Here is an 18,527-nt window from a genome sequence, read left to right as displayed (position 1 = left end):
TCATGAAAGCCTGTCTTACGACAGGCTCGAAACGTAGTCTTCGAACCCGAACTCGCGGACCACCTCGACGCTGCCGTCGAGCTGCTTGACCACGATCGACGGCATCTTCAGACCGTTGAACCAGTTTTTCTTGACCATGGTGTAGCCGGCGGCGTCGACGAACGACAGGCGGTCACCGATCTGCAGCGGCTTGTCGAACTGATACTCGCCGAAGATATCGCCGGCCAGGCACGACTTGCCGCAGACCATGTAGGTGTGCGCGCCGTCGTTGGGCGCCATCTTGGCGTTCAGGCGGTAGATCAGCAGGTCGAGCATGTGCGCTTCGATCGAGCTGTCGACCACGGCCAGGTGCTTGCCGTTGTACAGGGTGTCGAGCACGGTGACTTCCAGCGAGGCACTCTGGGTGATCGCGGCTTCGCCCGGCTCCAGGTAGACCTGCACGCCATACTTCTCGGAGAAGCCCTTCAGGCGCGCGCAGAACGCGTCCAGCGCATAGTCTTCACCGGTGAAGTGGATGCCGCCGCCGAGGCTGACCCACTCGACCTTGTGCAGCAGATGGCCGAAGCGCTCTTCGATGTGCGACAGCATCTTGTCGAACAGGCCGAAGTCGCCGTTCTCGCAGTTGTTGTGGAACATGAAGCCGGAAATCTTCTCGATCACCTTCTCGACCTTTTCCGGGTCCCATTCGCCCAGGCGGCTGAACGGACGCGCCGGGTCGGCCAGCAGGTAGTCGGAGCTGCTCACCTGCGGGTTGACGCGCAGGCCGCGTACCTTGCCCTCGGACTGTTCGGCGAAGCGCTCGAGCTGGCCGATGGAGTTGAAGATGATCTTGTCGCAGTTCTCGAGCATTTCCTCGACTTCATCGTCGGCCCAGGCGACGCTGTAGGCGTGGGTTTCGCCGGCGAATTTCTGGCGACCGAGCTTGAGTTCGTACAGCGAGGAGGACGTGGTGCCATCCATGTACTGCTGCATCAGGTCGAACACCGACCAGGTGGCGAAGCACTTGAGGGCGAGCAGGGCCTTGGCCCCGGAGTGCTCGCGCACGTAGGCGATCTTCTCCATGTTGCCCAGCAGCTTGGTTTTATCGATGAGGTAGTACGGCGTCTTGATCATTTAAAGGCCCCCGGCCAGGCCGGCCAAAAAAAGGACACGCATTGTGCCTTCACTTGCCGCGCTACGAAAGGGCGCGAGGCGCATTTCGTCCGAGTCGCGCAGGCAGCTGTCGCGCGGGCGTGGGAAGATCGGGGCGCACCCACCCTGGCGCGGGGCCCCGGGCCGTTGGCCGGGGCTGTTTCCTTTGAGGCCAGTTGAGCAGAAGAATATGACGGTTCCAATCGGCGAGTCGGCCAGGTGTTCGCCGTTAGGGTTGCAGCGCCTATCAGATCGAGCGCCGCCCGCGCGGCGCATCGCGACGCAAGGCCGCTCCTACATCTGTTTCGGGCCAATTATTCCTGTGAAAGTACCGCTGCCCGCCTTGGTGCATGCCTCAAGTCAGGCGAGGCGCCAGCAGTGCCCGCCTTGATACCGCGTCGTACAACAAGGCGGACCAGGTAATGGCACAGGAGAAACTGGCCCGAAACAAATGTAGGAGCGGCCTTGCGTCGCGATGCGCCGCGCGGGCGGCGCTCGATCTGATAGGCGCTGCAACTCTAACGACGAACACCTGGCGGCCTTCACTCGACCAATAGCCCTTGCACCCAAAGACCTCGAAAGGGCTGATTCGTGGTGTGGGTGGTCGAAATGGCAGCCAGGCTCCGATGCTTCAGGTCTTCAGACCAGCAGGTCCTCGTGGAACGCGCCATAGGGCAGTTCGGGATGGGCGATCTGGATTTCCAGTATCCACAGCCCTGCGCCGGGCCGTTCGTCGAAGTCGCCAAGATCACCAGCACGGTAGATGGCGTGGGGAAAATCGCTGACTCGGTGGCCCTTGATACCCATGTTGAGTTTCCAGCCCATGGCTTGCGCGCGTTCGGCAGCGAAGCGATAGAGCTCCACGCCGTTCACGCCTTGTGACCGCCAGTGGCTCTCGACGTCGGCGAACAACGCCTTGGCGGCATCCGCGCAGGCCTTCATCTGCGGGTCGTTGCCCGTGACGAACGTCGTACCGGCGTCACCTTCGTGGCCTTCCCATACCACGCCCATGTCGATGAAGTAGATATCCTGCTCGCCCAGCACCGGATCACCCTCGGAACGCTCCTTGAAGGTCTTCAGCGTATTGCTGGCGAAGCGGATATGGGTGGGGTGCCAGATGCGCTGCATGCCCAGTTCGGCCAGCACCTGTTGACTCATCTCCCGCGCCTGGGATTCGCGCATGCCGGGATGGATGCCCTGGGCGATGCGTTCGACGGCCTCCCAGGTCATGCGCTGGGCGTGCTTCATCAGGTCCAGTTGGTAGGGGGCGCCTACGGCTTCCTTGGCGGCGTTGGCCGTGGTCATGACGTACTCCTTGTTGTCAGGCTTATCGTTGTATTTTTTGTGATATAGCGCTCAAGCTGTCCTGTCCAAGGGGTAGCCTTCCGGGCGCAGGCTGCGCAGCAGCATGTCGGCCTGGGCCTGAGTGGCGGCGCGGGTGGGCTTGATCTGCCCCGAACTGCCCGGCGCCATGCCAAAGCGGAAGGTTGCCAGCGAGGTGGACCAGAGGAACAGTAGCAGATGCTCCGGCGCGGTCGGCGTGATCAGCCCGCGGTCCATCCACTGCGCCAGGCAGGTCAGGGTCTGCCGGGCGCTGTCGCGCAGGCGCTCGGCGCGCTCGCCTGGCAGTTGCCGGGCACCGTGCAGCATCTCCTTGAGCCAGACGCGAACGGCACCGGGGTGCTGACGGGCTACTTCGGCCTTGGCCTTGAAGTAGCGCGGCAAGGCCTGCTCGGGGTGGGCATCCGGCACCAGGCTGCGCGAGGCGCGCAGCAAGGGTTCCATCACCAGGTCGAGCACGGCCGCGTAGAGCAGGCGCTTGTTGCGAAAGTAGTAGAACACGTTGGCCCTGGGCAGGCCGGCGCGGGCGGCAATGTCATCGACCCGGGCGGCGGAGAAACCGTGGAGGGCGAACTCTTCGCTGGCGGCTGCGAGGATCAGTTGCAGGTTGCGGTCACGGATACTGGGCATGGCAAAAGCGTACTTCTGAAGCGATATGTTCAAAAGTATATAGCGATTAGCTGTTTTCCAACAGCTGTGCAATCGCCCAGCCTTTTGGGTCGTGTGGGAGCAACTGTCTTACGCAATTTTTAGAATCTGGCGCGATCCCTGTGGGAGCGGGCTTGCCCGCGAACACGGGCGAAGCCCGTGCCATCCACCACGGTGTTGGCTTCGCGGGCAAACCCGCTTCCACGCTGATCGCGCAGCGTTCTGGATTTACGTTGTACTTTCAGGTTGCGGCAGCACCAGGTCGCGCCATGATGTGCCCGTTCTGAGCATGGCATTTAGCCGTACGATGAAAGTCCTCATGCAGGCCACGATAGCAACCTTGGGAAGCTTCCCCCGCTCGCGCAGTGACTCATAACGCGCCTTGAGTGCTGGGTTGTACTTCATCGCCACAATGCATGCCATGTACAGCGATCGCCTGACCGCAAATCGCCCACCAGAGATAGAACGCTTGCCCACGGACTTCCCGCTGTCGTGGTTGAAGGGCGCGACCCCGACCAGGGAGGCAATTTCTCTGGATTCAACCCGACCTAGCTCCGGCAGCAGCGCTATTAATTTGCCCGCTGTCACCATCCCAATGCCTTTCACTGTGATCAGCTGGGCAACCCGTTCGTCGTTCAGCATCGCGGTTTGCTGTTCGATCTCGCACTCAACCAGTTTGATCTGCGTCTTGAAGTGCTTCAGGTTGGCATTCAGGTAGTTAGCGACTGCAGTCGATTGCACCTGCTTCAGGCGTCGCAGGTCGTCATCTCGTTGTTGAACCAACCGATCACGTTGCTGAAGCAGCTCTCGCAGAAGCGCTCGTTCTGGGCTGACTCGCAGAGAGGGTTGATCTGGAATGACTTCGGCATAGTGCGCCAGAACTTCGGCGTCGATGGCGTCGGTCTTGGCCTTGATGCCCAAAGAGTCAGCGAATGACCTGGCCCGCCTGGGATTGACGCGTATGACCTTGTAGCCAGCGTCCTGTAGAAAACGCATGACATCTCGCTCGTAGCCACCCGTTGCCTCTAGCAGGACGCGCTTGATACTGAGCTTGCGAAGGCTCTTCAGTAGCACCTCAAAGCCTCTCGGATCATTGCTGATATGCAGTTTGATGCCCTGGGGCCGCACCGCAGCATCGAGCGAGATACTGGATACATCGATACCCAAGAAGGAAGCCATCACCAAAACCTCCTAAACTCAACACAGTGAGAGGACTTTGGCTTGGCCCACGCTTGTGATTCGAGATCAGAGCCGCATCCAACTGTTCGGGCTCTCGCCAAAGTGGAACGGTGAATGGCAGCTTGTGCTCCCACGCGTGCTCAAGGCACCTGCGGCATTCAGCTCTTGCCATTCACCGCTCTCACTCCAGATTCTAATCCCACCTCAAGACACAAGCGGGTTTACCCGCGAACACCGGCATAGCCGGTGCCAGGTCGGTATTCGCGGGTAAAGCCGTCTGATCAGCAGGTTTCGCGCCAGGCGCGAATCTGCTCCAGCGTGGCGGTCGCGCCGCCGCAGACGATCACCAGCACATTGCCATGGGCCGCCAATGCGTCAGGTCGTTCGATCAGGGCCAGCGCGGCGCCGCAGGCCGGCTCGACCAGCAGGCGGTGATCCAGCAGCAAGCGCTCGCAGGCATCGAGCGCTTCGCGATCGCTGACCAGGTGGCTGAGCACCGGGTGCTGGCGTGTGCGGGCCAGGGCCTGTTCAGCCACGCGCTTGGCCCCCAGCGACGTAGCCACCGATGTGATGCCTGGCAGCTCCACGGTGTGACCGGCCGCCATGGCCGCGTGCAGCGATGCCGCGCCCTCGGTTTCCACCGCCAGCACTGGGACATCCCGCCAGCCATTGCGCTGCAGGCCTTCGACCACGCCACTGAGCAGGCCGCCGCCGCCAACCGACAGCACCACTGCGTCGGGCTTGTAGCCTGCCTGGGCGACCTCGTCGATCATGCTCGCGTGCCCGGTCCACAACAGAGGATCGTCGAACGGATGGATGAACGCATCGCCCGGCGTGATGAGCGTCTGTGCGTGCGCGTTGGCTTCCTGCCAGGAGCCGCCATGCACGACCACGCGGGCGTTTTCCAGGCGCAGCAGCTCCTTGGCCCGCTCGGTGGTGGTCTGCGGCACCACCACGGTCACCGGCACGCCCAGCTTGCGTCCGGCATAGGCCACCGCCAGGCCCGCGTTGCCGCCGGACGATGAAATGAAGTGGCGAGCGCCGCGGCCATGGTGGATTTCGCAGGCGTGGCCGACACCACGCAGCTTGAACGAGCCGCAGGGCTGCAGGGCTTCGAGCTTGAGCCAGACCGGGCGGCCGGCGCTCAGCGACAGTGGGCGGGATTCGATCAGTGGGGTGCGAATGTGCAACGGCATGGCGGGCTCCGTGGTCATGGATGTGGGGCCGGGGAGCTTTCGCCCCGCAGCTGCTCCAGGTAGTTGTAGATGGTGTAGCGGGTCACACCCAGGGCATCGGCGGCCTTCTCGACGCCGCCCTTGACGATGAACAGGCCCCGCTCCTGCATCACCCGCACGGCGTCGACCTTGGCCTGTTTGTTCATCCGACCCTGGCCGCTGCGTTGCAGCGCAGCCTGGATGATCTCGGCCATCAGCACGGCCATGTCGGCCGGCTCGTCGCTGGCTGCCGGCATGGCGCCCAGGGGCTGGAAGTGCTGGAGAAACGCCATGGCCGCGTCGAGACCGCTGACATCGGTGTTCACGCACAGGCTGGCGAAGGGCTGGCCGGCGCTGTCGCGAAAGATCGCCGTGGCGTTGCGCAGGGAGCGGCCCTTGAGCGTGGTGGGGTAATCGGGCAGCACCACCGGCTCGCAGCCGTGCTGCGAGCCGCAGGCCTGCATCAGTGCCTTGAAGCCCTGGTCCTGTTCGGGCGCGGCAAGGATCGGGCTGCCGACCTGGCGTCCCGACAGCTGGCCATTGGCGATGGCCACCACCGAGCGCTCGGGGTGGTCGAGGTCGTGCAAGAGGATTTCGACATTGCGCGGGACGACGCTGGCCAGGGCCTGGAGAGTGGCCTTGAGCACGGTGAAGGTGAGCTGGCGCTCTTCGGCGGATGTCATCATGGCATGCACTCAAAATCAATTTTTTGTTGATTTTTGCATGCATTGTTGAAATTGGCTAGCGGGCTGTTGCAGGGGGGCGATTCAGCTTCGGGCACAGAGGCAGCGTGCAACCTGATGGAGGGCACCGGCTCTGCCGGTGATCGCAGGCAAGCCCGCCCCACAGGCAGAGATGAAGTGCCTGTGGCAGCGGGTTTGCCCGCGAAGCGGCTACCTCAACCCAGCTTCGGCGTGCGCGGCGGGATCATGCGGCGCGAGCCGGTCGACTCGAAGGCGGCGGCGAATTTCAACAGATTGTTGTCGCTGTAGGCCTTGCCAGCGAAGGTCAGGCCCACCGGCATGCCGATGTCGGCCATCACGCCCATCGGCACGGTCACGGTCGGCACGCCCAGGTGACGGATCGCCAGGTTGCCGTTGGCCACCCAGATGCCGTTGCTCCAGGCGATGTCCGCCGACTCGGGGTTCACATCGGCATCCGCCGGGCCGACGTCGGCCACGGTGGGGAACAGCACCGCGTCCAGGCCTTGAGCATCCATCCAGTCTTCGAGGTCGAGCTTGCGGGTCTGTTCCAGGCCGCGCAGGCCATCGGGCACGGTGGCGATCTGGTCCCAGGTCTTCAGGCCGCGCTTGGCCATGTTGACGTATTCGTCCATGCCTGCGGCCAGGTCGTCCTCACGGTTGGGCAGGGTTCCCGGGTCGTGGGGGAAGATCTGCGGGCCATCGACATCGGCCAGGCGGTTGAGCCTGGGGTCGCCGTTGGCGCGCAGGAAGTCGTCGAAGGCCCAGCCGGACAACTCCCACAGCTCGTCGTGCAGGAACGCCTTGCTGACGATGCCGCGGTTGAACACGGTGGGCGCGCCCGGGCGGTCGCCTTCGCAGTTGGAGACCAGCGGGAAGTCGGTCTCGACCACTTCGGCGCCGGCCGCTTCCAGGGCCTGGCGCGCCTGCTGCCACAGGTCGATGACACTGGCGCGGGTGTTGATGCGCTGGCCGGTCGGGCCGCCGATGCCGGGCTTCTCCGAGGTGCCGGCTGCGGCGTCGGCGTTGATGTACATGCGTGGCACGGCAAAACGCTTGCCTTTGAGCGACTCGGCGCCCACGGCCAGGTCCAGGTACGATTGCGGACGCACGCTCGAGGCGGTCGGGATCGGCACCCAGGGTTGCAGGCGCCACAGGTCGCCACGGCTGTCGGCGTCGTCGGCCACCACCACATCGAGAATTTCCAGCAGGTCGGCCATGGTTCGGGCATAGGGCACCACCACGTCCATGGTCGGCGTCAGCGGCCAGTTGCCGCGCACCGAGATCACCCCGCGCGACGGGGTGTAGGCGCACAGGCCGTTGTTCGAGGCCGGGCCACGGCCACTGGACCAGGTTTCCTCGGCCAGGCCGAAGGCGCTGTAGCTGGCGGCGGTGGCGGTCCCGGCGCCGTTGGACGAGCCCGAGGCGAACGGTGCGGTCAGGTAGGCGGCGTTGTACGGGCTCTCGGCGCGGCCGTACACGCCACGCTGCATGCCGCCGTTGGCCATGGGCGGCATGTTGGTCTTGCCCAGGCAGATGGCGCCGCCGGCGCGCAGGCGCTCGACGGTGAAGGCATCGCGCTGGGCGACCAGATCCTTGAATGCCGGGCTGCCGGACGCGGCGGTCAGGCCCTTGACCAGGTAGCTGTCCTTGGCGGTGTAGGGAATGCCGTCCAGCGGGCCGAGGGTCTCGCCGCGTGCCCGGCGCGCATCGGAGGCTTCGGCCTCCTTGAGCGCGTCAGGATTGCGGACGACCACGGCGTTGAGTGCGGTGGCGGTGTCCTTGCCATCGTAGGCGTCGATACGCGCCAGGTAGGCCTTGACCAGTTCGACGGCGGTCGTGCGGCCGGACTCGAGCGCGTCGCGCAGCTCGGCAATGGAAACCTCGGTTACCTCGATCATGCTGTCACCACAGTTGTGCAGGTGGAAAAATCATGGCGGCGAGTGTAGCAAGAAGGTCCCGAGGGGCGCAGGCATGCAGCGGGGAAATGCTTCGTTGCAGCGGGGCAAAACGTTGTGGGAGCGATGCGCCATCGCTCCCGCGCGCGTATCAAATTAGATCGGCCGCGGCATGCCGTTCCGGCACCTGGCTCGCCTCGTCGCCCCAGGTACGGTTGACCCGGGTGCCGCGCTGCACCGCCGGGCGCTGGGCGATGATTTCTGCCCAGCGCTGCACATGCGGGTATTCATGCACCGCGAGGAACTCTGCCGCGCCGTACAGATTGCCGCGTACCAGCTGGCCGTACCATGGCCACACGGCGATGTCGGCGATGCTGTATTCGTCGCCGCCCAGGTAGGTGCTTTGGGCCAGGCGCTGATCGAGCACGTCGAGTTGGCGCTTGGCCTCCATGGTGAAGCGGTTGATGGCGTATTCGAACTTCTCCGGCGCGTAGACGTAGAAATGACCGAACCCGCCGCCCAGGTAGGGTGCCGAGCCCATCTGCCAGAACAGCCAGTTCAGGCTCTCGGTGCGCGCGGCCGGTGCCTTGGGCAGGAAGGCGCCGAACTTCTCCGCGAGGTACAGCAGGATCGAGCCTGATTCGAAGACCCGCACCGGTGGTTCGACACTGCGATCGAGCAACGCCGGGATCTTCGAGTTCGGGTTGACGTCGACGAAACCACTGCCGAACTGGTCGCCCTCGCCAATGCGGATCAGCCAGGCGTCGTACTCGGCGCCAGCGTGCCCCAGGGCCAGCAGCTCCTCGAGCAGGATGGTCACCTTGACCCCGTTGGGCGTGGCCAGGGAATAGAGCTGCAGCGGATGCTTGCCCAGCGGCAGCGGCTTGTCGTGGGTGGGGCCAGCGACCGGGCGGTTGATGCTGGCGAATTGACCGCCCGAGGGTGCCTCGAAGGTCCAGACCTTGGGCGGGACGTAGCTGGGCTTGCTCATGCGCGAAGTCTCCTGGAAGCAGGGATGTCGTCAGGTAAAGACGTGGACCTGCATTCATGCCATGGGTTCGGCGCGCAGGACAAATGCATTCGATGCATAACGGGTATCGAAGGCGAAGGCTTTACTTGCGCAACATTGTGGGTTTCAGCCGCGAAGCCCCGGGCCGTGACTGAAACCCACGACAGGCCGTCAGGCCACCGGAATCAATGGATCGGCAGCTGCCAGCGCAGCCGCTCGATCGTCGGCGGCCGGAGGGTAGATCCACACCGAATTGATCTGCTGCTTGAGCGCCTTGGCCTCGACCTTGTCGGTAGGCGGCGAGACCGTGCGCTCCCAGCCTTCGGTATACACCGCGCCCCAGGCGCCGAGGTCCAGGCAGGTAACGTACTTGGGTTGGCTGTAGGTCATCGGCGCCACGCCGATCAGTTCGGCGGCGGCATTGTTGCCGGCATAGCGGCCCAGTGGAATGGCGTGCTGGCAGGACATCACGGCGTGGTTGCCGGTATCGTCGCATGCCGCGTACGCCACATCCCCGGCGGCATACACTGCCGCGTTGCCCTTGACCTTGAGGTGGCCGTCGACGTGCAGGCGTCCTTGGCGGTCGCGCTCGCCGCTGACCTGCTCGGTCAACGGATTGGCCTTGAAGCCGACGGTCCAGATCACCGTGCTTGCGGCGATGCGCTCGCCGTTGTCGAGCAGCACGCCACCGGCGTCCACCGCCGCCACCGTGGCGCCGCAGATCCATTCGATGCCCAGTGCCGCCGATGCTTGTTCGATGGCCGGGCGAATACCGTCACCCAGCGCGGCGCCGATCTTCGTGCCACGGTCGACCACCACGATGCGCAGCCTGGTGTGCTCGCCCAGGATCTTGCGCAGGCGCGCCGGCAGTTCAGTGGCGGTCTCGATGCCGGTGAAGCCGCCGCCAGCCACCACCACGGTATTGCGTGCCGGGCTGTCGGGGCGGCTGGCCAGGGACTTGAGGTGTTGTTCCAGGCGGCTGGCCGAGTCGATCTTGTCGACATCGAAGGCATGCTGGTCGAAACCTTCCAGCGTTGGTCGGTTGAGCAGGCTGCCGCAGGCCATGATCAGGCGATCGTAGCCGAGCTTCGCCTCCTTGCCCGCGGGGTCACGGTAGGTGACCTGGCGCGCGTCTTCGTCGATGTGCAGGGCGCTGCCTCTGACGAACTGCACACCGACCGTGTCGAACAGCGCCTGCAGCGGCGCGGCCATGGTGTGGACCTCGGGCTCGTAGAAGCGTGGGCGGATATGCAGTTCGGCCTGAGGTGCGAGGAGAGTGATGCGCACGTCGTCGCGCTGGTGCTGGTCGAGCAGGCGGGCGGCGCCCAGGGCGCTCCACAGCCCGGCGAAGCCTGCGCCAATGATCAGGATCTGTTTCATGGGGTGCTCCTGGCGGTTCCGAAGACCGGGGTTGTTGGTGTTGTCGGTTCGGGCACGGCGGTGGGAAAAGCGTACGCCTTGCTGGCTGGGATGGGCCGCGTGCCGACAGACGTGAGCCGCGGGGGATCACTTCTGCCGCCAGGATGCTAAGCGCCCGGCGTTATTGGCCCTAGGCCAAAGAACCCTGGATTTCGGCCAGTGGCACGCAGTGGGCGAAGCGCGCGCGGTAGTCGCGCGGGGTCACGGCCAGGTGGCGCTGGAATGCCAGGCGCATGCGTTCCTCGCCACCAAAGCCACAGCGCCGGGCGATCTGCTCGATGTGCAGCTCGGTGTTCTCCAGCAGCCGCCGCGCCGCTTCGAGGCGAAACAGTTCGATGGCCTTGGCCGGCGTACGGCCAGTCTTCTGCTTGTAGACGCGGGTGAAGTTGCGCAGGCTCATGCGTGCCTGCGCGGCCAGGCGCTCGACGTTCAGGCGCGGGTCGTCCAGGTGGTCGTTGAGCCACACGTGCAGCGCGTCGAACGCGGCGCTGTCCTCGCCCTGGGCCTTGAGCAGTTCGCTGAACTGCGCCTGCCCGCCCGGGCGCTTGAGGAACACCACCAACTCGCGGGCGACCTCCATGGCGACGCCACGGCCGCAGTCGCTTTCGACCAGCGCCAGTGCCAGGTCGATGCCAGCGCTGACGCCTGCCGAGGTCCAGACATTGTCCTGTTGCACGAAGATCGCTTCGCCGTCCACGTCGATGGCCGGGAAGCGTTGGTGCAGGGCGTCGCACATGGCCCAGTGGGTCGCCGCGCGGCGCCCGTCGAGCAGGCCGGCGGCGGCCAGCAGGAAGGTGCCGCTGCACACCGAGGCGGTGCGCCGGGCTTGCGCGGCGGCCAGGCGCAGCCAGCTGACCAGCTCGCCGTGCTCGGGCAGGGTGCGCACGATCTCCGGGGCGCCCGGCACCACCAGGGTGTCGAACGGCTCGCGCAGCCAGGGTGCCAGGGGCTCGGTGGCGATCGCCAACCCTTCGGCGGTGCTGACCAGGCCGCCCTCGAGGCTGGCGGTGATGATGCGGTAGCCCGGCAGGCCGCGCGTGGCCCGGGCCTTGGTCGCGGCCCAGAACACGGTCTGCGCGCCGGTCAGGTCAAGCAGGCCCATTTGCCCGTAGGCGAGAAACAGCAGGGTGCGCGGCTGGTCGAGGGCCGGCACGGGCGAGGCGGGCAGGTGCGGGATGTCGGTCATGGCGCGCGGCTTGCGAACGAAGGCATGGCCATAGTCGAGCAGCTCGCGCGGCGTTGATCAAGCGCCGCGCGAGCAGTGGTTCAGAAGCTGTAGTCGAGCGTTGCGAAGTACGAACGTGGCGTGCCCAGCAGCCACTGCTCGCCGCTGTGCGCCGAAGCCACGTACTGGCGATCGAGCAGGTTGTTCACCTGCAGGCCCAGGCGCACATCCGGCAGCACCTGCCAGCCGAGATTGGCATCGACCACGGTGTAGCCGGGCACTTGCTGGCTGTTGGCGACGTCGGCGTAGCGCTGGTCCACATAGCGCAGGCCGATACCGGCGTCGACGGTCTGGCCGAAGCCTTTGCTCAGCCATAGGTTGGCGGTGCGGCGCGGGACGTTGGCCGGACGATTGCCGGCGCGGTCCATCACGCCCTGGGAGGTGCTTTGCAGATACTCGTCGTACTGCGCGCGCACCAGCGCGGCGTTGGCGGACAGCTGCCACTGGTTGCCCAGCGCCAGCTCCAGCGTGGCCTCGAGGCCATCGGAGGTCTGCTGGCCGGCTTGCTGCTGGAGCTTGGAGACCGGGTCATAGACCAGCAGCTTTTTCTTGACGATGTGGTAGGCGGCCAGGGTCCATTCCCCACGGCCTTCCCAGAAGCGCTGCTTGACGCCGAACTCGGTCTGCTTCGCCTCGGTCAGGTCGTAGTTCATCTGCGTCGGGCTGAGGCTGACCAGGTTGCTGACGCCGTCTTCGCTGGTGGAGTACTGGCCGTAGAACGACAGGTCTTCGGTCAGCGCATACACCAGGCCAACCCGCCAGTTGCCACCTTGCAGGCTGCGATCGTTGCGGGTGCCGTTGACCAGGTTGTCGCGCTCGATGTGGTTCTGGTCGCGGCGCACGCCGGTGACCAGCGACAGGCGTTCTGTCAGCTCGGTGCGGTTTTCGGCGAACAGGGCGAAGGTGCGGGTGGTGGACAGGGTCTGCGGCTTGAGCGGCGAGTCGCTGTGGAAGCCACCCGGAGCCGGGTGCCAGGGGTCGATGTAGTCGCTTGGCTCGGCATCGATATAGGGCGAGTTGCTGTCGACGTTGAAGCGGATCCGGTTGTATTCAGCGCCGGCCACGGTCTTGCTGCGCAAGCCGAACAGGGTGTGGTCGAAGGTGAAGCTCTGGCGATCGCCGATCTGTTCCTGGTTGTGCTTGATCTCCAGGTAGCTGCCACGTTGCAGCAAACCGGTATCGGCCTGCCAGGTATAGTCCTCGGCGTTGCGCCAGTGACGACGGCTCTTGATGTAGTAGAGCTGGTTGCTGGCGCTGACGTTGTCGCTGATGACCCAGTCGGTGTTGAAGCGCGTCCATTCGTCGTGGTAGCGCTGCACGTCGTTGCGCACGTTGTAGTTCTTCTTGCTCAGGCTGCCGCGCAGGTGACCATCGATCAGCGGGGTGCCAAAGTAGTTGGTCGGCTGCGCGTCGCCACGCTCGTGGGCGAGGGTGAAGCTCAAATCGTCGCTGGCATCGAAGCGCAGCGCGGCGCTGAGCGCCAGGCTACGTGAGTCGGTGCGGTCGACATAGCCGTTGCCTTCCTGCTTGTTCAGGGTGACACGGTAGCTGAGGCGTTCGCTCAGGCTGCCGCCGCTGTCCAGGCCCAGTTGCTGGCGATCCCAGGAGCCATAGCCGAGGCGTACATGATTGCGGATTTCGCCGGCGAACGGCTTTTTCGGGATCACATTGACCACCGCGCCGGTGGCGCCCTCGCCATACAGCACCGAGGCCGGGCCGCGGATCACGTCGATGCGCTCGACCATCCACGGATCGACCGGGAAACTCTGGGTGCCGGCGCCGGTGTACAGCCGCGCGCCATCGAACAGGGTCATGACCGAGCTGTGCCCGGTGAAACCACGGGCGGAGAGGGCGGTGCCGCCATTGCCCGGGGTGCCGATGAAGGTGATGCCCGGCGAGCGGGTGACGGCGTCCTGCACGGTCAGGTTGTTGCGCTGCTGGATCTGTTCGGCGCTGATGCTACTGGTGCTGGCCGGGGTTTCCAGGGCGCTGAGGTTCAGCCGCGAACCGGCCTGGGTCGGGGTCGTCAGGTCGACGGTTGCCTGGTCGCGGGTATCGGTGATCGCCGTGGAGGGCAGGGTGAGGGCGCCGACCTCGTGCTCGTCGGCCAGTGCCGGCAAGGAGACGGCCAGGCAGGCCGCCAGGGTATGAAGCTTGGGGTATCGGGACATGTCGTTCCACTGCTGCAGGAATGAATGGATCCCGGTGGAAACAATGCATAGACGCGCGACCCACGCACGCAGGCGCGCACGCGGATACCGGCCTGCGCCCGCCCACCGCGGGTTGCCAAGTGGAGCTTCAGGCCGGTCTCCGGGCTTGCGAGGGTCATGAGGCCTTCACCTTCCCATGCTGGCGCACAGTGGTCTGTCGAAGGGCTCGCTCGCTTACCGTTGCGGGGGCAGCGCCGGACTTGTCGTGACTACGACGCACCGGCTTCCCGTTTCACCCTGCGCGCGACGGCGCAGGACACCTGAAACTGGCGCGCATCTGACCATCGAATGGTGGGGGAGTCAATCGTTCGAGTGGGCGGGCGGCGCCGTGCAGTCGCTGTCGCAGAGCTGTCGGCGAGTCAGCGTCCGCGCCGTCGGGACACCCGCGCCTCGATATTCTTGCGACCGATCAGCAGGGCGGGCTTTTCCACCACCGGCTCATCGGCCAGCCACTTGTACATCACCAAGCTGTCCACCAGGCCCAGTTCGGCATGGCGGTAGGCCTTGGGCAGGCGCCCCACGGTCTCGAAGCCGAGCTTGTGCCACAGCGCCACGGCCACTTCGTTGGTGGCCACCACCGAGTTGAACTGCAGGGCCAGGAAGCCCTCCTGGCGAGCGAGCTTCTGCGAGTGTTCGCACATCAGCCTGGCCACGCCACGGCCACGGGCGTTCTCGCAGACCATGTAGCCGCAGTTGCCCACGTGGCCGCCGGGGCCGGCGGCATTGGCCTTGAGGAAATACGAGCCGAGCAGTTCGCCGTCCTGCTCGGCCACCAACGTGCGCAGGGGCGTTTGCAGCCAGAGCGCGCGGGCCTGCTCGAAGCTCAGTTGTGGGTCGAAGGCGTAGGTCTGGCGCGCCTGGACGATGGCCTGGAAGGTCGGCCAGAAGCGCTCGAAGTCTTCCGGTGTCATGGGGCGAATGTGGATCATGGCGACTCCTGCGCGGGCTGGGGCGCCAAGTCTGGTGGGGACCGCGCCGCCGCGCAAGGGCGGCGGCGCAATTGCCCTCAACCGTCGGCCTTGCCCACCGCGTCCAGGGCCCGGGCCGAATACACCAGGGCGGCGCCGGCATTCATCGCCACCGCCACGCCCAGCGCCTCGGCGATCTCTTCACGGCTGGCTCCATGCTTGACCGCCTGCTGCGAATGCACGGCGATGCAGCCGTCGCAGCGGGTGGTGACGGCCACGGCCAGGGAGATCAGCTCGCGGGTCTTGGCGTCCAGGTGGTTGGTCTTGGCCCCGGCGCCGCTGGCGGTCATGTAGCCGGCCACGGTATCGGGAGAGAGGTGCTTGAGATCGCCGATGCCGGCCATCAACTGCTTACGGTAGGCGTCCCAGTCCATCATGCTCATCGTCTTCACCTTGTCAGGTTGGTAACAGGAGCTTTGAGGCTAGACGATGTTCGGGCGGTGGGAGGCAGCCCGCTCCCATGCCGGGAGCGAGCCTGAGGCACGATCAGATGTAGATGAACACCAGCACCAGCGCTGCGACCACGGCCCACTTCTCCAGGTAGTAGCGGGTGCGGTTGCGTTTTTTCATCGCCTTGCCGCGCTCACGGATCTTGTAGATGCGGGTGAACAGGCGGTTGATGCCACCGGTCTTGTCGCTGGCGTCGTTGGGCGCGGCGGCGGCGGCCATGACGTTGCGGCTGAACCAGCGGTTGAAGGCGGTCGCCCAGCGGTACTTGAGCGGGCGTTCGACGTCGCAGAACAGGATGATGCGGTTGTGCTCGGTGGTGTTGGCGGCGTAGTGAATGTAGGTCTCGTCGAACACCACGCCCTGGCCGTCGCGCCAGGAGTACTTCTCGCCGTCCACGTCGATGTAGCAGCCATCGTCGTTGGGCGTGTCCAGGCCCAGGTGGTAGCGATAGGAACCGGCGTACGGGTCACGGTGGCGCACCAGCTTGGCGCCCGGTGGCAGGGTGGCGAACATCGCCGCCTTGACCGTGCCGATGTTCTGGAGCAGTTCGGTGGTGCGCGGGCACAGGGTCATCGCCGAAGGGTGGCTCTCGCCGTACCATTTCAGGTAGAAGCGCTTCCAGCCGGTCTTGAAGAACGAGTTGAAGCCGACATCGTCGTAGTTGTCGGATTTCTTGATCTCGCCGGCGTGCAGCAGGCGCTGGCCTTCCTCGCGGATTTCCTGCCAGTGGTCCTGCAGGGGCTGCAGTTCGGGGAAGGCCTCCACCGGCAGGTACGGCTTGGCCGGGTGCTTGGAGAACAGGTAGAGGAAGGCGTTGACCGGGGCCAGGAAGCTGGAGTGATCGCCCAGCTGGCGGGTCAGCTTGTGGCGGACGCGCCCGCGCAGGTGAACGTAGGCGATCGAGAAGACGAAGATCAGTACGAGTGCAATTTTCATGGACGTTTACTTGTCGAAAAATGGCCATGCGCCATGGCGTAAGCTCGCCAGCATAAACAATCGTGGGCCGGGTTTGTACTTATTGTTACGTCTTGTCTGACCGACTTAGGTGCAATGGCTGATAGCGTGCGTAAACGTTTCAACAGCCTGCTGTCGCCTTTTTACCTTGTGATGAGTGTTTCAATCGCTGCCAGGGAGAACTTCACATGATCCAGGACGCGCGCCCCGACGGCGCCCCCTTCAAGCGCCTGTTCTTCGCCTTGCCGGTCGGCGAGGCCCAGTGCCGTGCCCTGGCGCAATGGCGGCGTGGGCTGGGCCTGCGCAGCGGCAAGCCGGTGCCGGCGGACAACTTCCATGTCACGTTGCTGTTTCTCGGGGATGTGGACGCGAGTCAGGTTCCGGCGATATGCGCGGTTGTCGATCGGCTCAAGCGGCCGCAGGCGCCGTTGCGCTTGCCGCTCGACCGGCTTCAGGTCTGGCCGCGTGCCAGTGCGCTGGTACTGGAGCCTGGCCAGGTGCCCATGGCCTTGCGCCAGCTGGTGTATGCCTTGCAGCAAGCGTTGCAGCCGTTGGGCCTGGATGGCCAAGCGAAGGAGTACCGACCGCACCTGACACTGTCCCGGGATTTCCGGGCGCCGGTGCCCGAGGCGGGGCAAGCACCGGACTTCTACCTGACGGCTCGCAGTTTTGTGCTCTACGAGTCGCGCAAGGGCCGTTACTGGCCCTTGGCACACTGGGCGCTGGATGGCACCGGCGTCGCCGGTGTTCGCGGGTGAACCCGCTCCCACAGGGACCGCATGGCCCCACGCAGTCCCTGTGGAAGCGGGCTTGCCCGCGAAGCAGGCGCCGCGGTGGAGGGGGCCCATACTGTCAGGCGATTGAGCCGGCAGGCGTCAATTCGCTATGCGCGGTTTCAGCGAACAGCGTCGCCCCCAATTGCCGTGCCGTCTGCAGGTGCCGCACTGGATCGGCGCCTTCGCTGTCATCGAGCAAGGTCGAGCTCGACACCCGGGCGCCGCAGTAGTCGAAGATCCCGTGCTCTATCTGCACCCGCATCGCCTCGCCATAGCCGTGCCGCTCGAAGGTGCCGGTGTCGGCGCCGGCCACGCCGACCAGGTGCGCGGTCAGGCCGTGCAGCAGCTTGGTGGTGCTGCCATCGGCGGCATAGTCGAAGGCCCAGCCGTTGCTGAACACCCGCTCGACCCAACCCTTGAGCAGCGCCGGCAACGACCACCAGTAGATGGGGTAGACCAGTACCAGGGTGTCGGCGCGCTCGATGCGTGCCTGCTCGGCCAGCACGTCGGCAGGTGGCGCCCCCAGGCGCCGATGCACGGCGTGGTCGGCCAGGCCGAAGCGCGGATCGAAACCTTCCTGGGCCAGGTCGGCGAATTCGCTGGTATGGCCGGCTGCGCGCAGGCCGTCGGCGATCTGTCGGGCGAGGGCGTGGGTAAGGGACTCGGGGTCGTGATGAGCGATGACGATCAAGGCATGCATGGCGCAGTCTCCAGAAAAGGATGCAAGGACGCGGCGAGGGTTATATACTCACGGTAAGTTACGATTGGTAAGTTACTTTTGGTAGGTAGTCGATGTCAAGCGATGAAAAGAACGCCCCGCGCAAACGCCTGTCCCGTGAGGAGCGCCGCCGCCAACTGCTTGATGTGGCATGGCAGCTGGTGCGCGACGAGGGCACCGACGCCCTGACCCTGGGCCGACTGGCCGAGCAGGCCGGGGTGACCAAGCCGGTGGTGTACGACCATTTCGAAACCCGCAACGGCTTGCTGCTGGCGCTGTATCAGGAGTACGACGCACGCCAGACCGCGATGCTCGATACGGCGCTGGCCCATTGCCCGGCCGATCTGTCGGGGCGCGCATGGGTGATCGCCGAGGCTTATGTGGACTGTGTGGCGACCCAAGGCCGGGAGATTCCCGGCGTGAGCGCGGCCCTGGCCGGGTCGCCGGAGATGGAGGCGTTGAAACGAGGCTACGACGGCCCATTCATGGACAAGTGCCGCCAGGCGTTGGCGCCGTTTGCGCCGGGGCGGGGCATTGGCGACGCCGGGCTGTGGGTATTGGTCGGCGCGGCGGATGCGTTGTCGCAAGCCGCGGCAGCGGGCGAGTTGAGTGCCGAGCAGGCCAAGCAGGAGTTGCAGGCGACCATTGTGGCGATGGTGCAGCGCCAGTAGTCGGCGACTGCATCG

General features: G+C 65.3%; 17 protein-coding genes and 1 riboswitch. Of the genes, 2 read left to right on the top strand and 15 right to left on the bottom strand.

The annotated features are described in order from the left end of the window. Nucleotides 1-15 precede the first annotated feature (15 nt). From nspC to lpxO, 14 genes are all read right to left on the bottom strand, one after another. A complete protein-coding gene (gene nspC / locus ACYUME_RS16405) occupies nt 16-1,113 on the bottom strand; it encodes a carboxynorspermidine decarboxylase (protein ID WP_460415786.1) in 1,098 nt (365 codons plus the stop codon). A 657-nt stretch (nt 1,114-1,770) separates the two neighbouring features. Next, nucleotides 1,771-2,436, bottom strand: coding sequence for a M24 family metallopeptidase (locus ACYUME_RS16400; protein ID WP_460415784.1), 666 nt, complete (start codon nt 2,434-2,436; stop codon nt 1,771-1,773). Between the two features lie 51 nt (nt 2,437-2,487). Further along, complete coding sequence (locus ACYUME_RS16395; protein ID WP_279884813.1) at nt 2,488-3,102, bottom strand: TetR family transcriptional regulator C-terminal domain-containing protein; 615 nt, start codon at nt 3,100-3,102, stop codon at nt 2,488-2,490. Between the two features lie 246 nt (nt 3,103-3,348). Further along, nucleotides 3,349-4,299 (bottom strand): IS110 family transposase, encoded by a 951-nt coding sequence (locus ACYUME_RS16390; RefSeq protein WP_460415301.1) that lies wholly within the window; start codon nt 4,297-4,299, stop codon nt 3,349-3,351. Between the two features lie 281 nt (nt 4,300-4,580). Then, entirely contained in the window at nt 4,581-5,495 is a 915-nt protein-coding gene (locus tag ACYUME_RS16385) for a pyridoxal-phosphate dependent enzyme (protein WP_460415783.1), read from the bottom strand. A 14-nt stretch (nt 5,496-5,509) separates the two neighbouring features. Continuing rightward, nucleotides 5,510-6,199: a helix-turn-helix transcriptional regulator gene (locus ACYUME_RS16380; RefSeq protein WP_460415781.1), complete on the bottom strand. Its 690-nt coding sequence runs from the start codon at nt 6,197-6,199 to the stop codon at nt 5,510-5,512. Nucleotides 6,200-6,411: 212 nt separating this feature from the next. After that, a complete protein-coding gene (locus tag ACYUME_RS16375; RefSeq protein ID WP_460415779.1) occupies nt 6,412-8,115 on the bottom strand; it encodes an amidase in 1,704 nt (567 codons plus the stop codon). Nucleotides 8,116-8,263: 148 nt separating this feature from the next. Continuing rightward, nucleotides 8,264-9,103: a glutathione-dependent disulfide-bond oxidoreductase gene (yghU, locus tag ACYUME_RS16370; RefSeq protein ID WP_279884805.1), complete on the bottom strand. Its 840-nt coding sequence runs from the start codon at nt 9,101-9,103 to the stop codon at nt 8,264-8,266. Between the two features lie 189 nt (nt 9,104-9,292). Then, the gene (locus ACYUME_RS16365) at nt 9,293-10,501 is read right to left on the bottom strand and encodes an NAD(P)/FAD-dependent oxidoreductase (protein WP_460415777.1); all 1,209 of its coding nucleotides are present in this window, start codon (nt 10,499-10,501) and stop codon (nt 9,293-9,295) included. A 169-nt stretch (nt 10,502-10,670) separates the two neighbouring features. After that, nucleotides 10,671-11,726, bottom strand: coding sequence for a GlxA family transcriptional regulator (locus ACYUME_RS16360; protein ID WP_460415775.1), 1,056 nt, complete (start codon nt 11,724-11,726; stop codon nt 10,671-10,673). Nucleotides 11,727-11,806: 80 nt separating this feature from the next. After that, on the bottom strand, nt 11,807-13,936 hold the full coding sequence (locus tag ACYUME_RS16355; RefSeq protein ID WP_460415773.1) for a TonB-dependent receptor: 2,130 nt from the start codon (nt 13,934-13,936) through the stop codon (nt 11,807-11,809). Between the two features lie 113 nt (nt 13,937-14,049). Next, a riboswitch (cobalamin riboswitch) is annotated at nt 14,050-14,254 on the bottom strand. Between the two features lie 80 nt (nt 14,255-14,334). After that, nucleotides 14,335-14,904, bottom strand: a complete 570-nt coding sequence (locus tag ACYUME_RS16350; RefSeq protein ID WP_279884798.1) for a GNAT family N-acetyltransferase — start codon at nt 14,902-14,904, stop codon at nt 14,335-14,337. Nucleotides 14,905-14,981: 77 nt separating this feature from the next. Further along, complete coding sequence (locus tag ACYUME_RS16345) at nt 14,982-15,326, bottom strand: carboxymuconolactone decarboxylase family protein (RefSeq protein WP_460415771.1); 345 nt, start codon at nt 15,324-15,326, stop codon at nt 14,982-14,984. Between the two features lie 103 nt (nt 15,327-15,429). Next, on the bottom strand, nt 15,430-16,329 hold the full coding sequence (gene lpxO, locus ACYUME_RS16340) for a lipid A hydroxylase LpxO (protein WP_279884793.1): 900 nt from the start codon (nt 16,327-16,329) through the stop codon (nt 15,430-15,432). 206 nt (nt 16,330-16,535) lie between these two features. Here lpxO and thpR point away from each other — a divergent pair, with 206 nt between their 5' ends. After that, nucleotides 16,536-17,105, top strand: a complete 570-nt coding sequence (gene thpR / locus ACYUME_RS16335) for an RNA 2',3'-cyclic phosphodiesterase (protein WP_279884791.1) — start codon at nt 16,536-16,538, stop codon at nt 17,103-17,105. A 94-nt stretch (nt 17,106-17,199) separates the two neighbouring features. Here thpR and ACYUME_RS16330 read toward each other — a convergent pair whose 3' ends face one another. Further along, entirely contained in the window at nt 17,200-17,823 is a 624-nt protein-coding gene (locus ACYUME_RS16330) for an NAD(P)H-dependent oxidoreductase (RefSeq protein WP_460415770.1), read from the bottom strand. A 92-nt stretch (nt 17,824-17,915) separates the two neighbouring features. Between ACYUME_RS16330 and ACYUME_RS16325 the strand changes: the two genes are divergently transcribed. Then, on the top strand, nt 17,916-18,512 hold the full coding sequence (locus ACYUME_RS16325; protein WP_460415768.1) for a TetR/AcrR family transcriptional regulator: 597 nt from the start codon (nt 17,916-17,918) through the stop codon (nt 18,510-18,512). Nucleotides 18,513-18,527 lie beyond the last annotated feature (15 nt).

The organism is Pseudomonas sp. microsymbiont 2, from assembly GCF_054788395.1.
The sequence above is the reverse complement of the archived record's forward strand: the minus strand, read 5'-3'. Positions and strand labels throughout refer to the sequence as shown.

What these genes read in the sequence shown, in the direction of transcription:
- nspC (WP_460415786.1), bottom strand. Translation starts at nt 1,113, where the DNA reads ATGATCAAGACGCCGTACTACCTCATCGATAAAACCAAGCTGCTGGGC.
- ACYUME_RS16400 (WP_460415784.1), bottom strand. Translation starts at nt 2,436, where the DNA reads ATGACCACGGCCAACGCCGCCAAGGAAGCCGTAGGCGCCCCCTACCAA.
- ACYUME_RS16395 (WP_279884813.1), bottom strand. Translation starts at nt 3,102, where the DNA reads ATGCCCAGTATCCGTGACCGCAACCTGCAACTGATCCTCGCAGCCGCC.
- ACYUME_RS16390 (WP_460415301.1), bottom strand. Translation starts at nt 4,299, where the DNA reads ATGGCTTCCTTCTTGGGTATCGATGTATCCAGTATCTCGCTCGATGCT.
- ACYUME_RS16385 (WP_460415783.1), bottom strand. Translation starts at nt 5,495, where the DNA reads ATGCCGTTGCACATTCGCACCCCACTGATCGAATCCCGCCCACTGTCG.
- ACYUME_RS16380 (WP_460415781.1), bottom strand. Translation starts at nt 6,199, where the DNA reads ATGATGACATCCGCCGAAGAGCGCCAGCTCACCTTCACCGTGCTCAAG.
- ACYUME_RS16375 (WP_460415779.1), bottom strand. Translation starts at nt 8,115, where the DNA reads ATGATCGAGGTAACCGAGGTTTCCATTGCCGAGCTGCGCGACGCGCTC.
- yghU (WP_279884805.1), bottom strand. Translation starts at nt 9,103, where the DNA reads ATGAGCAAGCCCAGCTACGTCCCGCCCAAGGTCTGGACCTTCGAGGCA.
- ACYUME_RS16365 (WP_460415777.1), bottom strand. Translation starts at nt 10,501, where the DNA reads ATGAAACAGATCCTGATCATTGGCGCAGGCTTCGCCGGGCTGTGGAGC.
- ACYUME_RS16360 (WP_460415775.1), bottom strand. Translation starts at nt 11,726, where the DNA reads ATGACCGACATCCCGCACCTGCCCGCCTCGCCCGTGCCGGCCCTCGAC.
- ACYUME_RS16355 (WP_460415773.1), bottom strand. Translation starts at nt 13,936, where the DNA reads ATGTCCCGATACCCCAAGCTTCATACCCTGGCGGCCTGCCTGGCCGTC.
- ACYUME_RS16350 (WP_279884798.1), bottom strand. Translation starts at nt 14,904, where the DNA reads ATGATCCACATTCGCCCCATGACACCGGAAGACTTCGAGCGCTTCTGG.
- ACYUME_RS16345 (WP_460415771.1), bottom strand. Translation starts at nt 15,326, where the DNA reads ATGAGCATGATGGACTGGGACGCCTACCGTAAGCAGTTGATGGCCGGC.
- lpxO (WP_279884793.1), bottom strand. Translation starts at nt 16,329, where the DNA reads ATGAAAATTGCACTCGTACTGATCTTCGTCTTCTCGATCGCCTACGTT.
- thpR (WP_279884791.1), top strand. Translation starts at nt 16,536, where the DNA reads ATGATCCAGGACGCGCGCCCCGACGGCGCCCCCTTCAAGCGCCTGTTC.
- ACYUME_RS16330 (WP_460415770.1), bottom strand. Translation starts at nt 17,823, where the DNA reads ATGCATGCCTTGATCGTCATCGCTCATCACGACCCCGAGTCCCTTACC.
- ACYUME_RS16325 (WP_460415768.1), top strand. Translation starts at nt 17,916, where the DNA reads ATGTCAAGCGATGAAAAGAACGCCCCGCGCAAACGCCTGTCCCGTGAG.